23 protein-coding genes, 1 tRNA gene and 1 pseudogene are annotated in these 21,705 nt (G+C 50.6%); 9 read left to right on the top strand and 16 right to left on the bottom strand.

Going from position 1 to position 21,705, the window contains the following annotated elements; all coding sequences use genetic code 11:
* A pseudogene (locus tag ACXJJC_RS07635) lies at positions 1-1,163 on the bottom strand (hypothetical protein); the annotation flags it as partial.
* Between the two features lie 21 nt (positions 1,164-1,184).
* The gene (locus ACXJJC_RS07630) at positions 1,185-1,349 is read right to left on the bottom strand and encodes a ribbon-helix-helix protein, CopG family (protein WP_456370708.1); all 165 of its coding nucleotides are present in this window, start codon (positions 1,347-1,349) and stop codon (positions 1,185-1,187) included.
* 73 nt (positions 1,350-1,422) lie between these two features.
* Here ACXJJC_RS07630 and ACXJJC_RS07625 point away from each other — a divergent pair, with 73 nt between their 5' ends.
* Together ACXJJC_RS07625 and ACXJJC_RS07620 are read left to right on the top strand one after the other, a co-directional pair.
* Entirely contained in the window at positions 1,423-1,761 is a 339-nt protein-coding gene (locus ACXJJC_RS07625) for a winged helix-turn-helix transcriptional regulator (RefSeq protein WP_456370707.1), read from the top strand.
* A gap of 12 nt (positions 1,762-1,773) precedes the next feature.
* Positions 1,774-2,922 carry a hypothetical protein gene (locus ACXJJC_RS07620; protein ID WP_456370706.1) on the top strand — a complete coding sequence of 383 codons (1,149 nt, stop codon included), beginning with the start codon at positions 1,774-1,776 and terminating at the stop codon, positions 2,920-2,922.
* 658 nt (positions 2,923-3,580) lie between these two features.
* Here ACXJJC_RS07620 and ACXJJC_RS07615 read toward each other — a convergent pair.
* Positions 3,581-3,654, bottom strand: a tRNA-Ala gene (locus ACXJJC_RS07615).
* A gap of 132 nt (positions 3,655-3,786) precedes the next feature.
* On the opposite strand from ACXJJC_RS07615, the gene ACXJJC_RS07610 reads away from it, so the two are divergent.
* From ACXJJC_RS07610 to ACXJJC_RS07595, 4 genes are read left to right on the top strand one after another with little or no spacing between them, the layout of a single operon-like run.
* A complete protein-coding gene (locus ACXJJC_RS07610) occupies positions 3,787-4,173 on the top strand; it encodes a thrombospondin type 3 repeat-containing protein (RefSeq protein ID WP_456370704.1) in 387 nt (128 codons plus the stop codon).
* A gap of 37 nt (positions 4,174-4,210) precedes the next feature.
* Positions 4,211-4,633 carry a cytochrome c-type biogenesis protein gene (locus ACXJJC_RS07605; RefSeq protein ID WP_456370702.1) on the top strand — a complete coding sequence of 141 codons (423 nt, stop codon included), beginning with the start codon at positions 4,211-4,213 and terminating at the stop codon, positions 4,631-4,633.
* A 13-nt stretch (positions 4,634-4,646) separates the two neighbouring features.
* Positions 4,647-6,596 (top strand): heme lyase CcmF/NrfE family subunit, encoded by a 1,950-nt coding sequence (locus ACXJJC_RS07600; protein ID WP_456370700.1) that lies wholly within the window; start codon positions 4,647-4,649, stop codon positions 6,594-6,596.
* Positions 6,593-7,006 (top strand): cytochrome c-type biogenesis protein, encoded by a 414-nt coding sequence (locus ACXJJC_RS07595; protein ID WP_456370698.1) that lies wholly within the window; start codon positions 6,593-6,595, stop codon positions 7,004-7,006. Before ACXJJC_RS07600 ends, ACXJJC_RS07595 begins: the two co-directional genes overlap by 4 nt.
* Here ACXJJC_RS07595 and ACXJJC_RS07590 read toward each other — a convergent pair.
* From ACXJJC_RS07590 to ACXJJC_RS07580, 3 genes are read right to left on the bottom strand one after another with little or no spacing between them, the layout of a single operon-like run.
* A complete protein-coding gene (locus ACXJJC_RS07590; RefSeq protein WP_456370697.1) occupies positions 7,003-7,650 on the bottom strand; it encodes a M48 family metalloprotease in 648 nt (215 codons plus the stop codon). The two genes, ACXJJC_RS07595 and ACXJJC_RS07590, sit on opposite strands and share 4 nt — an antisense overlap.
* Positions 7,647-8,000, bottom strand: coding sequence for a BlaI/MecI/CopY family transcriptional regulator (locus tag ACXJJC_RS07585; protein ID WP_456370695.1), 354 nt, complete (start codon positions 7,998-8,000; stop codon positions 7,647-7,649). The genes ACXJJC_RS07590 and ACXJJC_RS07585 overlap by 4 nt, the downstream gene beginning before the upstream one ends.
* 56 nt (positions 8,001-8,056) lie before the next feature.
* The gene (locus tag ACXJJC_RS07580; RefSeq protein ID WP_456370693.1) at positions 8,057-8,437 is read right to left on the bottom strand and encodes a hypothetical protein; all 381 of its coding nucleotides are present in this window, start codon (positions 8,435-8,437) and stop codon (positions 8,057-8,059) included.
* A gap of 54 nt (positions 8,438-8,491) precedes the next feature.
* Here ACXJJC_RS07580 and ACXJJC_RS07575 point away from each other — a divergent pair, with 54 nt between their 5' ends.
* Complete coding sequence (locus ACXJJC_RS07575) at positions 8,492-9,901, top strand: FAD-binding oxidoreductase (RefSeq protein WP_456370692.1); 1,410 nt, start codon at positions 8,492-8,494, stop codon at positions 9,899-9,901.
* A gap of 2 nt (positions 9,902-9,903) precedes the next feature.
* Here the strand turns inward: ACXJJC_RS07575 and ACXJJC_RS07570 are convergent, their stop codons facing one another.
* The 4 genes from ACXJJC_RS07570 to ACXJJC_RS07555 all read right to left on the bottom strand — a co-directional run bounded on the left by ACXJJC_RS07570 (position 9,904) and on the right by ACXJJC_RS07555 (position 14,694).
* Complete coding sequence (locus ACXJJC_RS07570; protein WP_456370691.1) at positions 9,904-10,260, bottom strand: thioredoxin family protein; 357 nt, start codon at positions 10,258-10,260, stop codon at positions 9,904-9,906.
* Positions 10,261-10,388: 128 nt separating this feature from the next.
* Positions 10,389-12,659, bottom strand: coding sequence for a vitamin B12-dependent ribonucleotide reductase (locus tag ACXJJC_RS07565; RefSeq protein ID WP_456370690.1), 2,271 nt, complete (start codon positions 12,657-12,659; stop codon positions 10,389-10,391).
* A 191-nt stretch (positions 12,660-12,850) separates the two neighbouring features.
* A complete protein-coding gene (locus ACXJJC_RS07560) occupies positions 12,851-13,474 on the bottom strand; it encodes a metallophosphoesterase family protein (RefSeq protein ID WP_456370688.1) in 624 nt (207 codons plus the stop codon).
* A complete protein-coding gene (locus tag ACXJJC_RS07555) occupies positions 13,471-14,694 on the bottom strand; it encodes an MBL fold metallo-hydrolase (protein WP_456370686.1) in 1,224 nt (407 codons plus the stop codon). Before ACXJJC_RS07555 ends, ACXJJC_RS07560 begins: the two co-directional genes overlap by 4 nt.
* A gap of 101 nt (positions 14,695-14,795) precedes the next feature.
* On the opposite strand from ACXJJC_RS07555, the gene ACXJJC_RS07550 reads away from it, so the two are divergent.
* Positions 14,796-15,560: a nucleotide-binding protein gene (locus ACXJJC_RS07550; RefSeq protein WP_456370684.1), complete on the top strand. Its 765-nt coding sequence runs from the start codon at positions 14,796-14,798 to the stop codon at positions 15,558-15,560.
* 2 nt (positions 15,561-15,562) lie between these two features.
* Positions 15,563-15,784, top strand: a complete 222-nt coding sequence (locus ACXJJC_RS07545; RefSeq protein WP_456370682.1) for a hypothetical protein — start codon at positions 15,563-15,565, stop codon at positions 15,782-15,784.
* Between the two features lies 1 nt (position 15,785).
* On the opposite strand, the gene ACXJJC_RS07540 is transcribed toward ACXJJC_RS07545, so the two are convergent.
* From ACXJJC_RS07540 to ACXJJC_RS07515, 6 genes are all read right to left on the bottom strand, one after another.
* The gene (locus ACXJJC_RS07540) at positions 15,786-16,205 is read right to left on the bottom strand and encodes a helical membrane plugin domain-containing protein (RefSeq protein WP_456370680.1); all 420 of its coding nucleotides are present in this window, start codon (positions 16,203-16,205) and stop codon (positions 15,786-15,788) included.
* Positions 16,206-16,232: 27 nt separating this feature from the next.
* The gene (locus ACXJJC_RS07535) at positions 16,233-17,189 is read right to left on the bottom strand and encodes an electron transfer flavoprotein subunit alpha/FixB family protein (protein ID WP_456370678.1); all 957 of its coding nucleotides are present in this window, start codon (positions 17,187-17,189) and stop codon (positions 16,233-16,235) included.
* Between the two features lies 1 nt (position 17,190).
* On the bottom strand, positions 17,191-17,931 hold the full coding sequence (locus tag ACXJJC_RS07530; protein ID WP_456370676.1) for an electron transfer flavoprotein subunit beta/FixA family protein: 741 nt from the start codon (positions 17,929-17,931) through the stop codon (positions 17,191-17,193).
* Positions 17,932-18,012: 81 nt separating this feature from the next.
* Entirely contained in the window at positions 18,013-19,971 is a 1,959-nt protein-coding gene (locus ACXJJC_RS07525; RefSeq protein WP_456370674.1) for a 3-hydroxyacyl-CoA dehydrogenase/enoyl-CoA hydratase family protein, read from the bottom strand.
* A gap of 4 nt (positions 19,972-19,975) precedes the next feature.
* The gene (locus ACXJJC_RS07520) at positions 19,976-20,479 is read right to left on the bottom strand and encodes a Zn-ribbon domain-containing OB-fold protein (protein ID WP_456370672.1); all 504 of its coding nucleotides are present in this window, start codon (positions 20,477-20,479) and stop codon (positions 19,976-19,978) included.
* Positions 20,480-20,485: 6 nt separating this feature from the next.
* On the bottom strand, positions 20,486-21,667 hold the full coding sequence (locus ACXJJC_RS07515; protein ID WP_456370670.1) for a thiolase family protein: 1,182 nt from the start codon (positions 21,665-21,667) through the stop codon (positions 20,486-20,488).
* Positions 21,668-21,705 lie beyond the last annotated feature (38 nt).

The following is a 21,705-nucleotide window of genomic DNA, read 5'->3' as shown; positions in this document are numbered from 1 at the left end:
CCATCCTCTTTAAGAATCTCCCTGATCTCATCCCTCAGCTGGTTATAACTTCCCCTAAGCTTCCCTGAATCTCCTTTACCTGCAGACTTAACCCAGCTGGATATCTTCTCCCTCTCAATCTTGTGTAATCTCGCAAACTCGTAAATCGAATTAATTACATCTTCATCAGCTGAAATCCTTCCATAACTCCAGGCTACAGCCTCAAACCTCTCCTCAGCTTCTTCATCAGACTTTGAGAGAACGATTCTGTGGACAATTTCAGCACAGTCAAAGGGATGAATCCCGGACTTGGCCAGATAACCAGAGAGGTGGAAAATCAGGCTCTGCCTGTGGCCCTTCCTGTAAACCTCCGAGATCTGGGTTATTATCTTCTCCTTGGTTTCCCTGTCCAGCCTTTTCCAGCTTATTTTATGAGATTGAGAGGTGAGAGGAGGAGTGGGAGAGGGTGAATGATCCCCAGTGTGGGAGGATTCAAAGGGCCTTTCGACCGGCAGGGAGAGGATGAGCTCTGGATCAACGCTGGATGTTGGGCTGAACTCTATGATCTCGGCCTTGATGGGCTTCTCCGGATCCTTGAAGTTGTAGAAACCGGGAAGTCTTAACACCCTTGCACAGTCTTTGGCCTTGTTGTCAGCCCTGAATTCGCTCAGGAAAGAGATGAGGATGGAATTCAGCTTCTCAATCTCCTCCTTCGGAACCTCACGGCTTAGCTTGAACAGGATCTGAACACCATGACCTGTGAAGACCGCAACGGTTGGAGTTATGCCATGCTCTGAGAGTTTTTCGCAGGCCTGATAGTGGACGTCAAAACACCTTCTCCAGATCTCCTCTGGGTCCAGATTTTTACACTCCTCAAGGCTTAGAACATCCAGATCCACCCAGCAGACATCAGCTTTATCAACCACAGCCTCCTTATTCCCAGCCCTATCTTTCCTGGGGAGAACGCCGTAATAAACGTTTGAACCGTTGAAGCTGTGAGAGGAAAGGAATGAGAGAGCTTCCCCAGTTGAGGTGAAGAAATAGGATCTGGCTTTTCCCTTCTCGATTAGTCGGATTTCGAGGAGCCTGTTTTTGCTTGGCGAGACTATGAAATCCAGGAAACTTCGAACCCCACCGTTTAAATATCCCTTGGACCCTCCATTTTCTGAAGTTCCGACCAGCATGTGCTCCTCCCTTTTTAATTTTTAGACGTTTGAAATACCAAGTTCGTCAATGTATGCGTCAATTGCACGCCTGATTACTTCTGAATCAGAAGAAACGCCGAGCTGAGCTCTGATCATCTTAATTTTTTCAACGTATGCTGGTGGAAGGCTAACGAATTTTCGCACAACCATATCTTGTTCACCCATTTTGTTTTTACAACATTATGTTGAAAAAGGTTTATAAACTTTACGCCAATATGTTGTATGTCAAGGTGAGAATATGGACGAACTCATCCGAAAATATGGTGTTCAAACGCTAAAGGCTATTATGAAAAGGAAAAACAGGGCAAGATACAGAGAGATTTTAGAAGACTTTCCAGCGACTTCGGGGACCTTAAGTAGGGTTTTGAGGGTTTTAGAAGAAAATGGATATATATCGAGAGAAATAGACCCAAATTCTCGACCGCCTACTGCCTATTATTCCGTAACTGAAAACGGAAAGATCTTGGTTGAAAATGACTTTAAAGAATCTTACATGGCTCTTGTTGAATTTGACCTTCAAGAAGCAAAAGCACTTCTCAACGATCTCAAAAAAAGCTTGAGAGGCTTGGAAAAATAACTTGGCAACATCATGTCTGCCAAAATTCCAGAAAAACTCAATGCAAAAAACATAGAGGTTATAGATGTTGTGGTGAAAGGAGACAACATCCTCAAAAACAACAACAGTAAGTTATGGGCAGATATTTTCACTAACCAAGGGGTTTTGAGACTCCCTGTAGCTATTGATACGGAGATGGATTTCTCAGAAGTGCTTTCATATTTAGATGGACAAATTTACTTGAACCCTAATAAAGTTGAAAGAGATTCTTGGCAGGATGTCGTTTACTTGATTAAACATGCTGCGTATCACCTCCACAAACCTTTTAGATTTCCATTTAGTGCATATTCAATTCTAAACTTCGTAGTTATTACTGAAATTATTGACTACAGTTATGAGGAAAAAGAACGTTTGTACAGAGTCCTGCTCAAAGATCCAAACAATTTATGGGAAGATGTTTTAATCAATACATTTCCGGGGATATACTTTGACGAAATAAGAATGGGTGACATACTCGATAGGGAACCACGAGAAATCGCAGACGAAATAACTGAATCTATTGTGTTCAAAACAACCAATAATCAGTTGAATAAATTTGATGAATTGTTTGAAAACGATTCAGAAATGTCGAAACTTGAAAAATTGTTCATAAATTACCTAAATTTTGATCCGTCAGAGAAATTTCAAGAACTTTCACTCTATGTTATGGTTAACGAAGCCGCGAAATATCTCAAATACAAAAGCCCATCAATTAATCTGAGCAGATTTAAGGAGACGCTTCTCCATAGAATCAGAAAGCTGAAAAATATCGAATTCCGATGGATAAACAACCCTAAATATTCACCACCTAAGACAATAGAGGAAGCTTGGCTGAAATCTTATGGAATCCATGAATGGTTTAAAATGGTATATTTGGCCTCGACAGACATAATCGAGCCCTATGAGGTTGAGCTTACCCTCAATTTCATTAGTCTTTTACCTAAAACAGAAAACAATCTTGAACAGAACTATGTTGCAAGATACGATATTGCAAAAAAATTCCTCAGTAGATTACATTTGGTTGCAATAACTGATGGGGATTCAAAACCAGTACCACCAATACCTTGTCCTTTAAAGGAGTGTTTCACATCAGTCTGCCAAGAATGTCCAATAAACTTTGTATGCGTCTTTTCGAAAATTTAGAGTATAGATCTTGGAAACATTTATGCCACATGCTAACACCACCATTTCCTGTGGATGTCCAATATGTCCAAAAAACAGTCATGATGAGAAGACAATCTAAGGGATGAGTTGGGAGTTTAAGAGATATCCCCAGTCGTAGAGAGAGAATAAGCTCATGTCCAATACTTTTCATTCTGTTCTCGGCTGAAAATCCTGTCAGATTCCTCAGATTTCACTTGGACATGTTGGACACGGCAGACAAACATATAATTTTGTGAGGTCAGGGTGTGTCGAACCCTGTGTCCAATGTGTCCAACGTGTCCAAGTTGAAGGGTGTCATGTCCCGTGTCCAACGTGTCCAATGTGTCCAATTAGAAAAGTTAAGAGTAAAAGAGTATAGAGAACCTCCCCAACTGGGGAATATAATAATAAACTCTTTTTTTTACTCTAAACTCTTATTTTTTATTTTATTACAGCTCCCGCTAACTTTATCATTTTATGCGTATGTTATTCCATTATGCCACGTCCAAACCTTGGGAAGGCTCGTGTCAGCCTGACTATTCGGAAGGATGTCCTGGAAGCTTCGAGGGAATACATCCCTAACCTGTCTCAGTTTCTCGAAGACCGTCTTCTGGAATCTCTAAGATGGGTAAATCATCCTTTAGCTGTTCAGATTGGATGGACCGGTGGGGATTTGAACCCCAGGCCTCCGCCATGCCAAGGCGGCGCTCTCCCAGACTGAGCTACCGGCCCGGATGGTACTGCATATCCAGATGTGTTTATAAGTATTGTCCTTCCTTCTTCTCCTGAATTCTACATGATTTAACAGCGTTGAAAAGATTTATAAACATAATTTACATTTGTTGTAAAAAGGAGGGGGAATGGATGCGCTGGCGTTCCTTTGCAAAATACATAACTGCGATTGTGCTGCTGATGGCTCTCATAGTTCAGCCGGTGTTCTCCAGACCGGAATACATGAAGGAGTTCAGAGATTATCCAGAGGACGTAAAAAAGTGCACACTCTGCCACGTACAGAGCTCCGGGTACGGAGGACTCAATGCGTTCGGTAGGGACTTCGCAATGGAAAAGAGTGTTACAAAAAAACTTCTTGACATGGACAGTGACGGCGATGGATACGATAACCGCGTCGAGTTGAATTCGGGAACGTTTCCAGGGAACCCTGACTCTTATCCGGGTAGGGAGGCCCCTGGATTTCCTGTCGTTGTGGCGGTTGTGGTGGTGGTCATGGCAGCGTTCCTGAGAAAGGCTTAAATATAATTTTGCAATAAATGTAAAATAAGGTGAGAGGATGCTGAAGAAAGGGGTATTGGCTGTGGTTTTGGTGCTGGCGCTCATGAGTATTGGTCAGGCTCAGTTTAACTCAAAAGACGTCGAAGAGAAAATTTACTGTCCATGTGGGTGCGGCGAGATCTTGGCGAACTGCCACTGCGAAACTGCTGTGAAAGAGAGGGCAGAGATTAACAGGGAACTGATGGCGGGCAAAACTCCTGACGAGATCGTGGAGAAGTACGTGCGTCTTTACGGGAGTTCGATACTCGTTAATCAGGAGGTCGAGTCGATCAAAAGTGCATCCAAGTCCAAGTCGGTGAATTTGCTTCCCCTGTATATTGTAGGCCTGCTGGTGACCGGGATAATCGCATACAACTTCGGTAAGGGGTCAGGAAAGGGCAGGAAGGGTAGAAAGGGTAAGGATAATTGGGAACTCAAGTAGTGAGGTGGTTTTTGTGGACGTAGGATACATTTCAATCATTCTCGCTCTGCTGTCGTCTCTTGTGGCGCTCTGGGGGTACTATCTTGGTATCCGGAACAGAGACGTTTCGATGCTGAGGGTCGGGGAAAGGGCAACATACGCGACAATACTGTTCGTGGTTGTGGCTTCGGCGATACTTGTGTACTACTTCCTCTCGGACAACTTCTGGATAGAGTATGTGGCCTCGTATTCGAGCAGGAACCTCTCTGATTTCTACAAGTTAACCGCATTCTGGGCTGGATCTGACGGATCTCTGCTTCTCTGGGCACTGATACTGTCAGGTTACATATTTGCGTACCTGAAGCTGGAAAAGAAAGACGTTCTGTCGGCATACACGCTCATATCGTCGATTTCAATACTGTCTTTCTTTCTGCTGCTTCTATCGACTGTATCGAATCCCTTCGAAGAGCTCGGCTTCATGCCTGCTGACGGGATCGGGCTGAACCCACTGCTTCAAACTCCGGAAATGGCCGCACACCCGCCGACACTGTTCATGGGCTACGCAGGAGCGGCAATCGTTTTTGCTCTCGCGATATCGGGCGTCCTGCTCGCCGACGACAGGTGGGTGTTCCGGGCGAGAAAGTGGATCGTCTTTACCTGGATATGGCTGACCCAGGGAATTTTCTGGGGCGCAATCTGGGCGTACAGAGTTCTGGGGTGGGGCGGATACTGGGCGTGGGATCCAGTTGAGAACTCCTCACTCCTACCGTGGCTGACGCTCTCAGCACTCATGCACAGCGTGATGATTCAGGAAGCGAGGAGGGGTATGAAGCTCTGGAACATCATTCTGGCGTTCGTCACGTTTGAGTTCGTCATTCTCGGAACCTTCATAACAAGGAGTGGCGTCATAAGCAGCGTGCACGCATTCGGACAGAGCAACCTGACTCCCCCGTTCATGGCAATGCTGGTAGGCGTCCTTGCAATAACGCTGTGGATAATTTACGAAAGAAAGGACTACATAACGAGCGAGGACATCATTGAGTCAGTTGCATCGAAGGAGGCGACATTTCTGTTCAACAATCTGATACTTGTAGCCTCTGCCCTCACGGTATTCTGGGGAACGGTGTTTCCGCTCATTAGTGAAGGCATCGCGGGCTACAAGGTGACGATAGGTCCACCGTTTTACAATCAGGTTATCACGCCTCTCGCACTGTTGTTGATCGTGCTTCTCGGCTTCTGCATAGCGTTCCCATGGAGAAAAGCGAGCGGAAAGGATCTGGTGAGGAGGCTCAGATTCCCCGCTCTCGCTTTCCTGATCGGCGTTGTGGTTTCCATCGCAATTCAGCTCAGAGCGGAGATGGCTCTTGCGCTTTCGATATTCCTTTTCTCCCTGACAACCCACATCCAGCAGTACCTCTGGGATACGGCCAAGTTCAGGGAGGAGTACGGAAACCTCAGCAGCCTGAAAATTATCCTCAGGAGAAGAAGGAGGTACGGTGGATACACCGCCCATCTCGGGTTGCTCTTGGTATTTCTCGGCATAGCCGGGGGAGTGTACACGCAGACATTTGAGAACGTGTACATGAACGTTAACGAGCAGAAGAACTTTGGAGATTACACGCTGGTTTACAGAGGCCTCGAGTTTGAGGAGGATTCCCTCAAAATGGTGTGGTATGCGCACGTGGAGGTCTGGAAGGATGGCAAATTCTTGGGCGTTCTCAAGCCGGCAATCGAGAAGTACAAGACCGGTAACGGCGAGGAAATCCGGAAGGTAGACATATACACGGAATTTCCCGAAGACCTGTACCTGATTTTCAACGGTGCTGACGAAAAGTCCGCGCTCTTCGAGGTAAAGATAGAGCCCACTGTAAATCTCATATGGCTGGGAAGCTGGGTTCTGACCGCCGGTGGAGTTTTCGCGCTGATTCCAAGAAGACTGGTGAGTAGCATTGTTTTCAAAACCGAGAGTGAGGTGAGAGCATGAGGATCTTCGCTCTGCTCTTTCTTTCACTGCTCGTGCTGATCCCCTCAGGTGCACTCGCGCTGAGCGTGGACGATGTCCAGAGCGACGTAATCTGCACGTGCGGGTGTGGCAAGATCCTGGAAAACTGCGACTGCGCGGCGGCTGAGAGGATGAGGGGCGAGATCAGGGACATGATCTCAAAGGGCATGAGCAAGGAGCAGATAATATCCGAGTTGCAGGCCATGTACGGCAAGGAAGTCCTCGCCAATCCTCCAAAGGAGGGCGTCTTTGCGGGACTCTGGTATTATCCAGTCGTGGTCCTTGGTGTGGGCATAGCTGTAATTTACGTGATATTCAAAAGGAGAAACGCCAGGTGGTACGCCGACCCGGACGAGGTCATAAATGAAGAGGATATTGAACTCGAGCACTAACTGTAAAACTCTTCCAATTTTTCTTTTGCCCTTCTCAGCGCATCACTCCCCGCGATCCTTTCGGCGTACTCGTCGGCCATGACCTCAATTCTATCCTGTGACAGAGGGAGGAAGGTCAGGTACTTGAGCCTGCTTAGAAGGGGCGTTCTGTTTTCCAGAACATGGAACTTCTCGTGAGCAAGCACGGCCTTCAGCTCGTCCTCATCCAGGAGGTCCAGCATGCCTGCGGAGACAAAAACATCTCTTCCGAGAGTGAAGGCTCTGGGAATTGATGAGTGCAACACGTAAACTCTTTCCAGTTTCACAAGCTTTTCGAGCTCTTCATCGCGCTCAAACCCGAAGTTTCTCTTGAGGTAGTGTCTGTAAATGTAGGGTGAGGCGACAAGTGTGAACATTGCAATCAGGGCGTAGACGAGGTATGCCTTGATGAAAAGGCCCATGTCACACGACATCGAGACGAACAGAATTGGCGCATTTATCAGGGCGAGAACGTTGGCGAACCAGTAAAATCTCAGCTTTTCAATGCTGTTTCTCACGAGAAAATAACCTATGAGGGATATGAGAAATCCCGCAGTTACCAGGGCAGAAGGAATGAAAAGCGGAGAGTTCTTGAGGCATACAACTGTGCACTCAAGGGCGTTCATTTCTTTATCCCCTTTCTGTGGAAGTACTCCACAACAACCTCTCCGAAGTTTTCAACCAGCTTGTCGAGAACGTTTTCCACAAACTTTCTCGTTATTTCCTCTCGAGACAGTTTGGGATAATAGACGAACTTTCTGCGCCCGTCAATCCTCTCCTGCTTTCTCTCAACAAGCCCGTTTTTCACGAGCCTGTCGAGAGTAGCCGCTACGCTTGAGAGTGAGGCGTTTATGTTCTGAGAGATGAGCGAAACGTGTGAAGGGCCGTTTTCCCACAGGAAGTTCATTATCTTTTCCTCAAGTGGTGAAAGTGGTGAGATCTTATCGTCAAATTCTATCCTCTCCACCTTGACCATAAAAAAATTTACATTTGGTGTTATAAAAACTTTGCCAATTCTCTGCCGTCCACACACTAACGAGAGGCACTCCTCCAGATCAGCAGAGCGGGAGGTAAAAACAGGAACAGAACGGCGATGTTCAGCGAACCAATCTTATGGAGAATTGAAAGAACGATCAGGATTTGCAGGACTCCGAGGGCTAAGGGAATGAGGCTCATATGCCTGTGCCGGGTTCTTCCGAGGGCTGTCAGAACACCTCCTACGGTGCCGGTTATGATGTAGTATGCGAGAAGGACGATCCCCGTTACAACGATGGCCTTGCCCGAGATCAGCATGACGTACGAGAGGTACAGAATGAGGACGGATATTGCGGATACAACCACTCCGGCATAGTAAGCCAGACCCCTGAGGTTCATGGGCTGGATTGGATCGAATGTTGATATGTGTTTCCGCACACTGTGCAATTCGGCGTCGTAACATTTATGATTAATCATTTCCAAATGTGCCCGGTGGTTGCGGTGTCCTCTTCTCTCTCCAGGGACGTGGTTCTGAAGCTCCGGGAAATTGTTGGTAGTGAGAACGTGGTTCTCGATCCTGAGAGCTACCTCTACGACGAAACTCCCCCTCTGATAAGACCGGAGGCATCAAGGGATGTGGCTGTGGTAAAGCCGGGAAGCACGGAAGAAGTTTCCAGGATAATGAAGCTTGCAAACGAGCGTAAAATTCCGGTGTTTGTCAGGGGCGGTGGTACGGGGCTGAGCGGTGGGGCAATACCCACGAGACCGGGGATCATCCTCTCGATGGAAAAGATGAACAGGATAATTGAGATTGACGAGCAGAATCTGATGGCAGTCTGCGAGGCAGGAGTTACGCTTAGACAGCTGCTCGATGCTGTTGAGAGAATTCCAGGCCTGTCGTTTCCGCCTCACCCCGGTGACGAGGGTGCTCAGATTGGGGGGCTTGTCGTAAACAATGCTGGTGGGGCCAGAGCAGTGAAGTACGGGGTGATGAGAAACTATGTGGTTGGCCTTGAGGTTGTGCTGCCAACCGGCGAGGTGCTGAATCTCGGCGGAAAGGTGATAAAGAACGCAACAGGCTACGATCTGCTTCACCTCATAATTGGGAGCGAGGGGACGCTGTGCGCTGTAACGAAAGCAGTTCTCCGCCTGATTCCTGAGCCAGGGGCGACATACACGCTCGTCATCCCATTTGAAAGCGCAGAGAACGCAATCAGGGCTGTGCCGGAGATACTCAGGAGCGGGGTTACTCCTCTCGCGATGGAATACATGGATATCGAGGCCATAAGGGCCGGGGAGAGGGTAACCGGCAAGAGGTGGCCTTGCAGCGGAGGTAAGGCTCACCTGATGGTAATCGTTGATGGAATGGGTGAGGACGAGCTGATCAGAAAGGCTGAGGTAATTGAGAGAATATCGAAAAATCACGGCGCACTTGACGTTCTTGTTGGGGTGAGCAGGAGGGAGCAGAGGGAAATACTGGAGATTCGAAGCCTGATTTACGAGGGACTCAAGGGCGAGACGATTGAGGTTCTTGACGTCTCGGTTCCGCCTGCGAGCATAGCAGAGTTTGTTGAAACCTGCCAGAAGGAGGCTGAAAGGCTCGGCATTCGGGTTCTGCACTTCGGGCATGCGGGAGATGGAAATGTCCACCAGCAGATACTGAAGTCGGGAATGGGTGAGGACGAATGGCTGGAAAAATATCTGAAATTCAAGGAGTTTGCGTTTGGCGTGGCGAGCAGGCTTGGGGGGTACATCACCGGAGAGCACGGTATAGGTTCGGTCAAGAAAGCGGACATGCTGAAAACCCTGCCCGAAAAAAGCATAGAGCTCATGAAGGCAATAAAAAAGGTCTTTGACCCCAACGGCATTCTGAATCCGGGGAAGGTCATCGATCTGGAGTGATTTCAGGACATCATGCTCTCAACCCACTTTTTGAAGGCTTCGTACGACATTGCTCCGACCCGTCTGCCCTTCAGCCTTCCATTTTCGAAGAACAGGAACGCGGGGACGCTCTTCACTCTGAACCTCCGGGATATCTCCTGACTGGAAGCTGCATTTACCTTCAGGAAGATGACCTCTCCCTCGTACTCTCTGGCGAGCTTTTTCAGGATCGGCTCCATGGCCTCGCATGGTGGGCAGTTTTTTCCCCAGAAGTCCACGACTGCATATCTGCTGGACTTCAGGATCTCGTCAAAGCTGGAATGGTCGACACTGATGGGCCTGCCTGCTGTGTTCTCACCCCTCCTGAACAGTCTGTCCATCAAACCCATACCTATCTCTTGACTCTCTCCAGCAGGCGTTAAAAAGCATCCCCGGATTTGGTTGCTGCATCACAGCCGGGAAAACGAATTCGCGAAATAAAAGTCTGAAATAAAAAAGAGATCGGAAGTCAGCCGCACTTGGTGAATCCACACATCCTGCAGGTCATGCAGCCCTCTCCGTACTCGAGAATGTTTCCGCACTCCGGACACATCCCGCCTATGAGCTTTGTCCTCTGGGCTTCGTGGCTTTCCTCCTGAGCCTCACCGGTGAACTCGGTCAGTGGCTTCACGCCCTTAACGTCCATTTTTATCTTCCTGAACTCTCCCCTTAGGTGCTTCTCCAGAACCTTCGCAACACCGTCTGCGCAGCTCGTTATTATCTCTCCGTTGTCGAAGCCAACTGAGGGGCACCTTATTCCCTTGAGCTGCCTTATCAGAGCTTCCGGATCAACCCAGCTTCGCAGAGCAACACTCAGCAGCCTGCCTATTGCCTCTGTCTGGGATGCAGCACACCCACCGCTCTTTCCGAGCTGCACGAAAACTTCCGCTATTCCGTGTTCGTCCTCGTTTATCGTGACGTAGAGAGAACCGCATCCAGTCCTCGTCTCCACCGTCGTCCCCTTCGTTATTCTGGGTCTGGGTCTCGGCTTCTGGAACCTGGCAGGCGGTCTGACCTTCTCCTCCTCTTTCTTCTTCTCGGTCTTCTTTACAGATAACACCTGCTCCTCTCTGCTCCCGTCTCTGTACACCGTTATACCCTTGCACTTCAGCTCGTAGGCAAGCAGGAACGCTTTCTCCACATCTGCCCTCGTTGCGTGGTTGGGCAGGTTTATTGTTTTGCTCACCGCATTGTCCGTGTACTTCTGGAAGGCAGCCTGCATTCTGACGTGCCACTCTGGCGAGATGTCGAGGGCGCACTTGAACACTCTCCGAATCTCTTCGGGAATCTCGTCGATCCCCTGAATGCTGCCCTCCTCAACGACCTTGGTGAGGATGTCCTCATTATAGAGGTCGAGGGCCTTTAGTGTTCTCTCAAAGACAGGATTCACCTCGAAGAACTCATCGCCGTCGAGGATGTTCGCCCTCTTGTATGCCAAGGCAAACACGGGTTCGATTCCGCTGCTGCATCCTGCGATGATGCTTATCGTCCCCGTTGGTGCTATTGTGGTGGTGGTGGCGTTCCTTATCCTGATGCCCTCCTTTTCCCACACGCTCCCCTCCCAGTTGGGGAACACGCCCCTCTCCTCTGCAAGCTCCTGAGACATTCTGTGACTCTCTTCCTGAATGAACTTCATCACCCTTTCTGCCAGGCTTACGGCTTCGGGGCTGTCGTAGGGTATGCCGAGCTTGAACAGCGCATCGGCCCAGCCCATAACTCCCAGACCAATTTTTCTGTTCTTCTTGGTCATTTCCGCAATTTCCGGGATGGGGTAGCTGTTCACGTCTATGACGTTATCGAGGAATCTTGTTGCGAGTCGTACGACCTCTCTCAGCCTCTTCCAGTCGAAGTCCTTTTTGCCCTCGTCAACAAACTTTGAGAGGTTTATTGAGCCGAGGTTGCAGGACTCATACGGAAGGAGGGGCTGTTCACCGCAGGGATTCGTGGCCTCTATCTCTCCAGCGTGTGGGGTGGGGTTGTGCCTGTTTATCTCATCTATGAAAATCACTCCCGGCTCTCCGTTTCTCCATGCCCCCTCAACAATCAGGTTGAAGATCTTCCTGGCGGGAATCCTCCTCATGACCTCGCCCGTTCTCGGGTTTATGAGCTCGTAATCTCCGTCGCTCTTCAGCGCCTCCATGAACTTCTCGGTTACGGCGACGCTTATGTTGAAATTCCTGAGCACGCCCTCCTCCCACTTCGCGGTTATGAACTCCTCTATGTCCGGGTGGTGGACGTTCAGAACTCCCATGTTCGCGCCTCTCCTCTTCCCGCCCTGCTTTATCTGCTCTGTTGCGGCATCGAAGATCTTCATGAAGCTCACAGGCCCGCTTGCCACACCCATGGTTGACTTCACTATGTCCCCCTTGGGCCTGATTCTCGAGAAGCTGAATCCAGTACCTCCTCCACTCTTCTGAACTCTCGCCATGTCCCAGAGGGCCTTGAATATGCCGTCGATGCTGTCATCAACGGGGATGACGAAGCAGGCTGAAAGCTGGCCCAGAGGTGTGCCGGCGTTCATGAGTGTCGGGGAGTTGGGCATGAACTCCTGCCTGTCCATTATCTCGAAAAACTTCCTGGCCCATTTTTCCGGATCTCCTCCGTAATTCTCTTCTGCTTTTGCTATCGCCCTTGCAACTCTCCAAAGCATCTCCTCTGGAGTTTCTATCGGTTCACCATTCTCGCTCTTCAGTAGGTACCTCTTTTCAAGCACGACCTTCGCGGTGTTGCTCAGCTCCATCTTACCACCATCAAGTTAATTTGATTTTTAATCAAGCAATCTTGCGTAAATCCGCCGTGAGTTAAACCTTTCGATTCACTCGATAACTGGATTATGTCGGTAAAAAACTTTCCCCTCTGACGAAAGTTGCCCTTATCAATAATCTATCCTGCTGTGGAGACGTTCTGTCCTATTTTATGGGTTTTGCTGAATTAAAGTTTCATGAGTCTGACGCTTCTGTCGGGGTTGGCCACACCGTACTCTCCAGCTGAAAGAGTCCCGGTGTTCAATACGACCGTCTTGCCAACTCTCTCCACGCCCCTCGCCTCGTGTATGTGCCCGCAGAAAACGGCATCGAACATCTCTATGCTCTCCCTGATTGCCAGACTTCCCGCATTCACCCCGGAGTGCGTTCTGTCCAGAACACCGTACGGGGGAGAGTGGGAAATCAGGATGTTCCTCTTTCCGGGCTTGAATTTCCTGATGAGCCTCCTGTAGTGGTCCTCGTCGTACTCGGACGGAGTGTTGAAAGGGGTGTGGGGCGAACCTCCGAGGCCGTGGAACGTGATGCCCTCAATTTCAACGCTTTTTCCGTGGATGTACATCAGATTTTCTGACTCCATCTCACCGAACGAGTCCTCGTAGTCGCAGTTTCCGTGGACGAAGAGGCACCACCTGAATGCTTTCTCCACAATCTTGATGAACCTGCTAACGTCACCCCTCCTAAAATCCGTTATGTCACCACACACTGCCAGGATGTCAGCTTTTTCCGACCTGATCAGCTCTTCAAGTTTTGAAAATCTGGAATGTATGTCGGAAACGACAAGAATCCTCATATTACATACATATCTCCGTTCTTTGGTGCATAGGACTCTATTCCAAGCTCTTCTTCTATCCAGCCTGCGAAAGCTTCCGTTTCCTCTCCGTGGACAGTGAACACCCTCTCCACACCCCTGTCAGCGACCTTTCTGACGAGCTCCTTGAGCTGGGAGTCATCTGCATGTGCGGAGAAATCGTACTGCTCCACCTTCATCTTCAGCTTTACCGTCCTCATTCCGAGGTCTATCGTGCTTGTCCTCAGTGCCTTGTCTCCGTTTGTGCCCTCCACCTGATAGCCTGTGAGGATGATCTTGGATTTCTCGTCGTTGTAGAGTCTCGAGATGTAGAAGAGCGCCGGTCCCCCGTTGAGCATGCCTGCGGTGGTGATCACGGCAGCCGGTTCTTCAAGCACCTTCTCCCTCTTACCCCTCTCGACGATTACTGAGTTTCTCATCGCCCTCCTTAGTTCTCTGACGCTTTTGATGTACTCGGGGTATCTTTCGAGTATCTTGGACACCTCCCTGCCCATTCCATCAACGTATGGGGTTATCCCGTGCTTTGTCAGGATCATCATGATCTCCTGAGTCCTTCCGACTGCAAAGGCTGGAATTATCGCGTGCCCTCCCATATCGAGAGTTTCAATTACGCTTTCTACGAAAAGCTTCTCAAGCTCCCTTCTTTCCGGATGCTCAACTCCAAAGTACGTTGACTCCACTATCAGGATGTCAGTCTCGGGGAAGGACGTGTCAGCACCTTCGAGCAGCCTCGTGTCCTCGAGCCTGATGTCTCCTGTGTATAGGATGTTTATGTCTCTCGACATGTACACCGTCGAGCTACCGGGTATGTGGCCCGCGTTGAACAGGGTTATCTCCCATCCATCGACCATAATTGGCTCGTCATACCCGATCTCCCTTGTATTGCTGTTGAACTGCATGTACTCTCTCTTGCCAAATGGTGGATGTTCCATGATGTTCATGGAATCTCTCAGCAGGATGTCCGAGAGCTCTCTTGTCGGAGCGGTCATGTACACCTTGGGATCGTAGTCCATCAGGTTCGGAGCAACCCCAACGTGGTCGAGGTGGCCGTGAGATATGAACATGCTTCTCGGTGCTACGCCGTTGATGGGAAATTCCGGGGGGTCCGATGGTTTCAGACCGTAGTCCAGAATAATTGAGTCCACCATTATTGCAGATCTGCCAACTTCTCTGCACCCTCCAAGGAATCTGATTACCGTCATTCCTCACCCCTTCAATAGGTTGTAATATATAGATTTCGGACTCGAAATATGCTGAACCAGACAACCGTTAAATATCATGCTGAACAATCGAAACCTGTACCATGCCCGTCTTGGCCGTGTGCTCTGGTAAGGGGGGAGTTGGAAAGACGACAGTCTCGGCTAACCTTGGTGCAGCCCTGACTGCTTTTGGCGAAACGGTGGTAGTTGACTGCGACTTCATGCTGCCAAACCTCCACATTCTATTGTCGGTTGACAGTCCCGGCCTAACGCTCCTCGACGTTCTGAAAGGGGATGCGGGGCTAAGGGATGTGACTTACAGGCTGAGGCTCTCGGTGGGGAATGCGGTCACCACGCTGCACGTGATACCTGCTGTCACATCTCTGAGCACCATGAAGGATTTTGACGAAGCAGCTTTCAGAGAGGCCATTGACGACCTCAGTGAAAATTACGACTTTGTGGTGCTCGATGTTTCCGCGGGTCTCAGCAGACTTTCGGTCACGTCTATGCAATCTGCAGATGTGGTTTACCTGGTCACGAATCCTGAGAAAAGCTCGGTGAACTCGGCAAAAAAGGTGGTCAGGGTTTCGAGGGAGCTTGGGGTCAGAGTCGGAGGCTTCGTTCTGAACAGGTATCGCGGGGAGAGGAACTACGTTGAGATTGCATCTGAATCGCTCGAAGCAGATCTCGCCGGCCTCATAAGGGAATCTAAGGATGTTGCGAGGAGCTGGGATGCAGGAGTGCCGGTTATGGCGTACAGACCTAAATCCCCAGTTGCGAGAGACTTCATGAACCTTGCGAGGGTGGTTGTGGGACAGAAGGTTAATATAAGACCATTCGGAAAACTCGGTTACCTGCTGGGGTGGTGAGCGTGGCAGAGAAGAACATAGCCGACATTCTTATGGACGATGACGAGCTCGAGGTCGTCGAGGAACTCAGGCACGAGGAATCAAAGGCTGAAAGGAGGGCAGAGCGGAAAATTTACTCGACAGTGATATTCGAAGTGGGCCCCGACATAAAGGTCAGGGTTGTGGACATCGCGATAGTGATCGTCGCGGTGATGCTGCTCTACCTGATGTTTAAAAATATTTGATTCAGAGCCTTTTTCCAAACTCCTGAGCGAATTTCACGAAGAATCCGAGCGTCTTCTGAACGTTCTCGTCTTTCAGTGCTCTCAGGAGTCCCATCATTGTGACCGGCTGGAAGTCTCTGCTCGCGTTCAGGGCATCCATCATGTTTTCCAGTATCTCCACAGTTGTCCTGTCTATGCTGAGTGCGACAGCTCCAAGGGCTTCTATCAGGTTGCTGACGACCTCTTCTGTTTCTCTGTCGAAGAAAACTCCAGCAGTTTCTGCAAGAGGAGCGAGGGTGTTGGCGACCTCCAGCAACCTTTCAGCGTTTCCGCTGTCTATCAGCTCTACAAGCTTTTCGGTCAGCGAAGCCAGCTCCTTTTCCTTCCCGGATAGCTTCTCTGCGAGGGTGACCATCGAATTTATCACTGTCTCATCACCCATACTCTCACCCCAAAAAAGAATGGTGGGTTAGCCCCTGATCTCCCTGAGCTTGTCGATCAGGGCCGGAACAACCTCGAATATGTCTCCAACTATTCCGTACTGCGCGACACCGAATATCGGTGCCTCCGGGTCTTTGTTTACTGCGATGATGAGCTCGCTGTCCTTCATTCCCATGATGTGCTGGAATGCACCGCTTATACCCAGTGCAAGGTAGAGCTTGGGCTTCACGGTCTTGCCCGAAATGCCGACCTGCCTGTCCTTTGGTAGCCATCCGTTGTCAATCACCGGCCTGCTTCCGGCCACGACTCCTCCGAGAAGCTCAGCAAGCTCCTCCGCGAGCTCGATGTTCGATGCATCTTCAATTCCCCTGCCGACCGAGACGATTATGTCTGCCTGAGTTATGTCTACCTCTCCTGCCTCTGGCTCTATTATCTGGCTGAACTCTCTCTTTGGCGTGGCTGAAGGCTTTATTCCCGAGTCAACGACCTCACCAGATGCCTGCTTCTCCTCCTTGAACACGCCCTGTCTGACCGTGAAGACGTATGTGTCCGCCTGCTTGACGAGAACATCCACAAGGAGCTTGCCCTGGAATATGTACCTTGTGGCCTTCACTCCGTTGCTGACGTCAAGCCCAACGATGTCGGTGACTATCGGAGCGTTCAGCTTGGTTGCAAGGAGTGGGGCGTACTCCATTCCTCTCGAGGAGTTCGCTATGAGAACGATGTCGGGCTTCTCTTTTTCGAAAAGCTGCAGGAGAACGTCAACGTAGAGCTCGGGGTTGTAGTTCTCGAGGCTTGCGTCCTCTATCTTCCATACCCTGTCGGCGTACTTGGAAAGCTCCTCGGCGTGAGATGAGATGCCGCTTCCAATCACGACGGCCTCAGCACTGCCGTCTCCCTTGATGGTGTTCGCCAGGTTGAGAAGCTCAATGCTTACGGGATCGAGCTCCCCGAAGCTAACCTCGGCAACAGCAAAAACCCTCATTTCAGATCAACCCCCTGTCCTTGAGTATCTGAATAAGCTTCTCGGCAACCTCCTCAGGAGCGCCCTCAATCATCTCGGCCTTCTTGACCGGTGGGGTGTAGACCTTATCAACTTCTATGTGCCCTTCTCCAGCCTCAACGCTGACCTCCCTCAGCTCCTTGCTCTTCGCCCTCTTTATACCCATGATTGAGACGTACCTCGGCTCGTTTATACCGCTCTGCACCGTAACGAGCGCTGGCAGAGGGAGGACGTTTTCCTCACCGTATCCGCCTTCGAGCTCTCTGACGACCCTTATCTTCCCGTCCTCGACCTTTATGCTTGTGACAGCAGTTGCGAACGGAATGTCAAGCATGCCTGCCAGGAGAACTCCTACGAGGGCGTTGTTGTAGTCCTGACTCATAAGGCCCGCGAGTATCAAATCGAAGCTCTCGCCTGAAATGGCCTCCTTTATGGCCATCGCAGTCGTGTAGGAGTCCATTCCGGCATCAAGCGGGATCTTTATCGCTCTGTCCGCACCCATCGCCAGGCACTTTCTCAGGGTGTCGTCGGAGTGACCAACGCCGACAACAACGACCTCTCCTCCGTGCTCCTCCTTGAGCCTTATGGCCTCTTCGACCGCATACCTGTCCCAGTCGTTGATGTCGAACACGAGCCCCCTCTCGTCAACACCCTTTCCATCACTCGAAACGCGAATCTCGCTTTCGGGGTCAGCTGCGTGTTTTGCAAGCACAATAATATTCAATCTATCACCTCCGATTCGTCTGAACTCACATTATTGATAACTCTTTCCAAAAAATAAAAATGTAATTATTTATCGTTTTATTTATTTTCCTGTGAAGTTCGGTTTCCTCTTCTCGAAGAACGCTGCGAAACCCTCTCTCACGTCCTGCGTGCCGGTTACGAGTCCGAAGTACGCTGACTCCAGAGCCTGGCCAGCCTCAACAGGTAGCTCGTAGCCGAAGTTTATGGCGTACTTCGCGAGCCTCAGGGCTATCGGCGCGCCCTCAGCGAGCCTCTTGGCGAACTCCATGACCTCGTCCCAGAACTTCTCCGGATCGACTGCCTTGTTCACCAGCCCGATCTTCTCTGCTTCTTCACCCGAAAGCCTCGTGGCGAACATTATGAGCTCCTTGGCTTTCGCTATGCCGAGTATCTTTGCCATCCTCTGGGTTCCGCCCCATCCGGGTATGAGTCCCAGAGCAGTCTCGGTAAGTCCGATCTTCGCGTTCTTTGCCATGATTCTGAAGTCGCATGCGAGGGTCATCTCGCAGCCGCCACCAAACGCGTAGCCGTTGATCGCGGCTATGACCGGTTTGGGGAATCTCTCGATGGTGGTGAAGACATCCTGTCCCTTGGCCGCGAGCAGCATCGCTACGGGCGGGTTGAGCACCTCATCAGTTCCGGCGGCCTGCAGGTCAAGGCCAGCTGAGAACGCCTTGCCCTCTCCGGTGAGTATGACCACTCTCACCTCGTCGTCAAACTCCAGCTCTCCGAACGCTCTTTTCAGCTCGTCAAGCAGCTCGATAGTTATGGCGTTGAGCCTGTGCGGCCTGTTGAGGACGATCTTCGCTATCCCACCCTCGAGCTTCTCGATCCTTATGTTCTGGTACGTTCCAGCCTCGTACTTGTAGAATCCCTCCGACGCTTTCTTTCCGGTCTTCCCCTCAGAGACGAGTTTCCTGAGGTATTCCGATGGCTTCAGGATCTCGTAACCCTTCTCCTTGTAGAGCTCCTCCACCTTGGCGAGTATGACGTCAAGCCCGATCTCGTCAGCCATCTCGAGCGGACCCTTGGGCATGTTCGTACCGAGCTTCATCGCGGTGTCGATCTCCTTTGCATCCGCGACTCCCATCTCTATGAGCCCGGCTGCTATGTTCACCATTGGGGCGATTATTCTAAGCCCATCGTACTTTCCGGCCTTGTCCTTTGGTATCTTTGGTCTGCCAGCCCTCCAGTCGTAGAAGCCCTTGGCGGTCTTCATTCCAAGCTCCTTACTGTTGAACTTCTCCTCGAGCAGCTTGGACTTTGGAACGATGCTCCACTGCTGGCTCGCGTAGTAGAGCACGTCGAGGCCGACGAAGTCTGCAAGCTCCAGCGGCCCCATCGGCATCTTGTACTCGTAGAGCATCGTCGCGTCAATCTCTTCGGCCTCAGCCACTCCCTTCTCGACATCATCAATCGCCAGAACGAGGTAGGGTACCAGGCACCTGTTTACGATGAATCCCTCAACGTCCTTCTTGACGACAACAGGCGTCTTTCCGATACTCTTGACGAACTCAACCGCCACGTTTACGGCCTCGTCGCTCGTCTGCTCTCCCCTGATGACCTCGACGAGGGCCATCACAGGCACGGGGTTGAAGAAGTGCATGCCCACGAACATTTCCGGCCTGTCGGTCGCCTTGGAGAGCTCGGTAATGCTCAGTCCCGAAGTGTTGGTTGCAAGCAGAGCCTTCTTGTTGTGCTGGCACACTTCCTGAAATACCTGCTTCTTGAGGTCCATTACCTCTGGAACGGCTTCTATAATGAGATCCGCGTCCTCAACTGCCTCCTTCATGTCCGTCGTGTAGTGGATCCTTGTGACGATCTCCTTGTACTTGGGGAGGCTTATCTTGCCCTTGTTGACAGCCTTTCTCAGATTTTTCTCAATGTTTGCCTTACCTCTCTCGAGGAACTCCTCCTTTATGTCTCTCACCCACACCTCGTAGCCAGCCTGTGCGACTACCTGAGCGATGCCGGAACCCATCGCTCCCGCGCCGAGAACCGCTACTTTCTTTATCTCCATCCTATCACCCCTCAACCGGGACGATTTCATACATTAAGTACCCTTCCTTTCTTCTCGACACCTCGACCTTCACCCTCTGTCCCGGCCTAACCTTCTGCGGGTCTCCCTTAAGCCATGCGGTTATCTTGACTCCATCGTCCAGCTTGGCAATCGCGACCGTGTACGGGTCGTAGCTGGCGAAGCTTGGCGGTCTGACGAAGATGACCGTGAGAGTTTCGAGCACGCCCTCGTTCTTGAGTTCCACCCACTCCATGTCGTCGTCCATGCATTTCGGACAGTCCTTTTGCGGAGGGAAGAACAGCTCTCCGCATTTCTTGCACTTGGTCGCGAGAAGCTTCCCCTCTCTGAGACCCTCGTAGAAGTTCTGGATGTTCTCTATGGAGATTACGTACTTCAGGTGCAGATCCCTCATGTCCACCCACTGCAGAGCCCCGCTCTTCTCGTCTATTGCAACCGGGAACCCGTACTCCTTAATATTCGTTTCAGCCGCCTTTCTCAAATCGTCCATAAAACATCACCTCTTTTCCAAACCGTAAATGGTCACGTAACTGTAGTGACCCGTTCCACCCACGTTGTGGGCGAGGTATCTTCCGTTCTTGACGTCAACCTGCCTTCCGTTTTCGGCCTTATTGAGGAGCTGCTTCCATGCCTCGACGGCCTGACTCACTCCTGTGGCACCAATTGGGTGACCCTTGGCCTTCAAACCGCCATCCACGTTCACAGGTATCCTTCCACCAATGTACGTCTGCTCCTCTCTGACGAGCTGTACACCCTCTCCCCTCTTTGCGAACCTGAGGTCCTCGTAGGCTATGACCTCTGCGGCGGTAAAGCAGTCGTGCACGTCTGCGCCGTCGAGGTACTTGTACGGAGCGTCAATGTCTATTCCAGCCCTCTTGTACGCGACCTCAGCTGCGTAGGCTGCTGATCTCAGAGAGGTGAAGCTCTCTCTCCTGCTGAGGTTCGCGGTGCCCGTTCCGACACCCTGGCCGAGTATCCATATCTTCTCTTCGATGCCCCACTCCTTGACCTTCTCCTCGCTTGCGAGAATTACGGCTGCAGAGCCGTCCGTGATGGGGGAGCAGTCGAACAGCTTAAAGGGCCACGCAACATACGGTGAATTGAGGGCTTTTTCGAGGCTTATCTCCCTCTGGAACTGGGCGTACGGGTTTTTAGCACCATAGTGGTGGTTTTTAACTGCTACTCTCGCAAAGTCTTCCTCTGTCGCGCCGTACTTGGCCATGTATGCTGTGGCATGCAGCGCGTAATACCCTGGAAACGTGAGGCCGAAGTTCTCGAACTCCCAGAAGTAGCTTCCGAATCTACCAATCAGCTCAATTACTGTTGGATTTGGCGACTCCTGCATCTTCTCAACGCCCAGAACAAGCACAACGTCTGCCTCACCGCTCTCTATTGCGGTGTACCCAACTCTTATTGCAGCATTTCCTGTCGCGCATGCGGCCTCGACCCTCATGCTCCCCACGTCCTCGAACTTTCCGTACTCGTACATCAGCGCGGGCACAGCAGCCTCACTGCTCCACATTCCCGCCGTACCGACGACCATGAAGTCAATGTCCTTCTGCTCTACGTTGGCAGACTGCATTGCCGGTTTTACTGCCTCCCACGCGAGTTCTGCCACGTTGACGTCTTTTCTCGTCCCGAATTTGGACTGGCCAGCTCCTATAATTGCTACTGCCATACGCTTTTATAACGTTCTTTCATTATATAAGATTTTCT

The sequence above is a fragment of the Geoglobus sp. genome (assembly GCF_054018175.1).
This window is presented reverse-complemented; position numbering and strand designations above follow the sequence as displayed.

Coding starts and splice junctions, on each gene's coding strand:
- ACXJJC_RS07630 (WP_456370708.1), bottom strand. CDS start 1,349: ATGGGTGAACAAGATATGGTTGTGCGAAAATTCGTTAGCCTTCCACCA.
- ACXJJC_RS07625 (WP_456370707.1), top strand. CDS start 1,423: ATGGACGAACTCATCCGAAAATATGGTGTTCAAACGCTAAAGGCTATT.
- ACXJJC_RS07620 (WP_456370706.1), top strand. CDS start 1,774: ATGTCTGCCAAAATTCCAGAAAAACTCAATGCAAAAAACATAGAGGTT.
- ACXJJC_RS07610 (WP_456370704.1), top strand. CDS start 3,787: ATGCGCTGGCGTTCCTTTGCAAAATACATAACTGCGATTGTGCTGCTG.
- ACXJJC_RS07605 (WP_456370702.1), top strand. CDS start 4,211: ATGCTGAAGAAAGGGGTATTGGCTGTGGTTTTGGTGCTGGCGCTCATG.
- ACXJJC_RS07595 (WP_456370698.1), top strand. CDS start 6,593: ATGAGGATCTTCGCTCTGCTCTTTCTTTCACTGCTCGTGCTGATCCCC.
- ACXJJC_RS07590 (WP_456370697.1), bottom strand. CDS start 7,650: ATGAACGCCCTTGAGTGCACAGTTGTATGCCTCAAGAACTCTCCGCTT.
- ACXJJC_RS07585 (WP_456370695.1), bottom strand. CDS start 8,000: ATGGTCAAGGTGGAGAGGATAGAATTTGACGATAAGATCTCACCACTT.
- ACXJJC_RS07570 (WP_456370691.1), bottom strand. CDS start 10,260: ATGGACAGACTGTTCAGGAGGGGTGAGAACACAGCAGGCAGGCCCATC.
- ACXJJC_RS07565 (WP_456370690.1), bottom strand. CDS start 12,659: ATGGAGCTGAGCAACACCGCGAAGGTCGTGCTTGAAAAGAGGTACCTA.
- ACXJJC_RS07560 (WP_456370688.1), bottom strand. CDS start 13,474: ATGAGGATTCTTGTCGTTTCCGACATACATTCCAGATTTTCAAAACTT.
- ACXJJC_RS07555 (WP_456370686.1), bottom strand. CDS start 14,694: ATGACGGTAATCAGATTCCTTGGAGGGTGCAGAGAAGTTGGCAGATCT.
- ACXJJC_RS07550 (WP_456370684.1), top strand. CDS start 14,796: ATGCCCGTCTTGGCCGTGTGCTCTGGTAAGGGGGGAGTTGGAAAGACG.
- ACXJJC_RS07540 (WP_456370680.1), bottom strand. CDS start 16,205: ATGGGTGATGAGACAGTGATAAATTCGATGGTCACCCTCGCAGAGAAG.
- ACXJJC_RS07535 (WP_456370678.1), bottom strand. CDS start 17,189: ATGAGGGTTTTTGCTGTTGCCGAGGTTAGCTTCGGGGAGCTCGATCCC.
- ACXJJC_RS07525 (WP_456370674.1), bottom strand. CDS start 19,971: ATGGAGATAAAGAAAGTAGCGGTTCTCGGCGCGGGAGCGATGGGTTCC.
- ACXJJC_RS07520 (WP_456370672.1), bottom strand. CDS start 20,479: ATGGACGATTTGAGAAAGGCGGCTGAAACGAATATTAAGGAGTACGGG.
- ACXJJC_RS07515 (WP_456370670.1), bottom strand. CDS start 21,667: ATGGCAGTAGCAATTATAGGAGCTGGCCAGTCCAAATTCGGGACGAGA.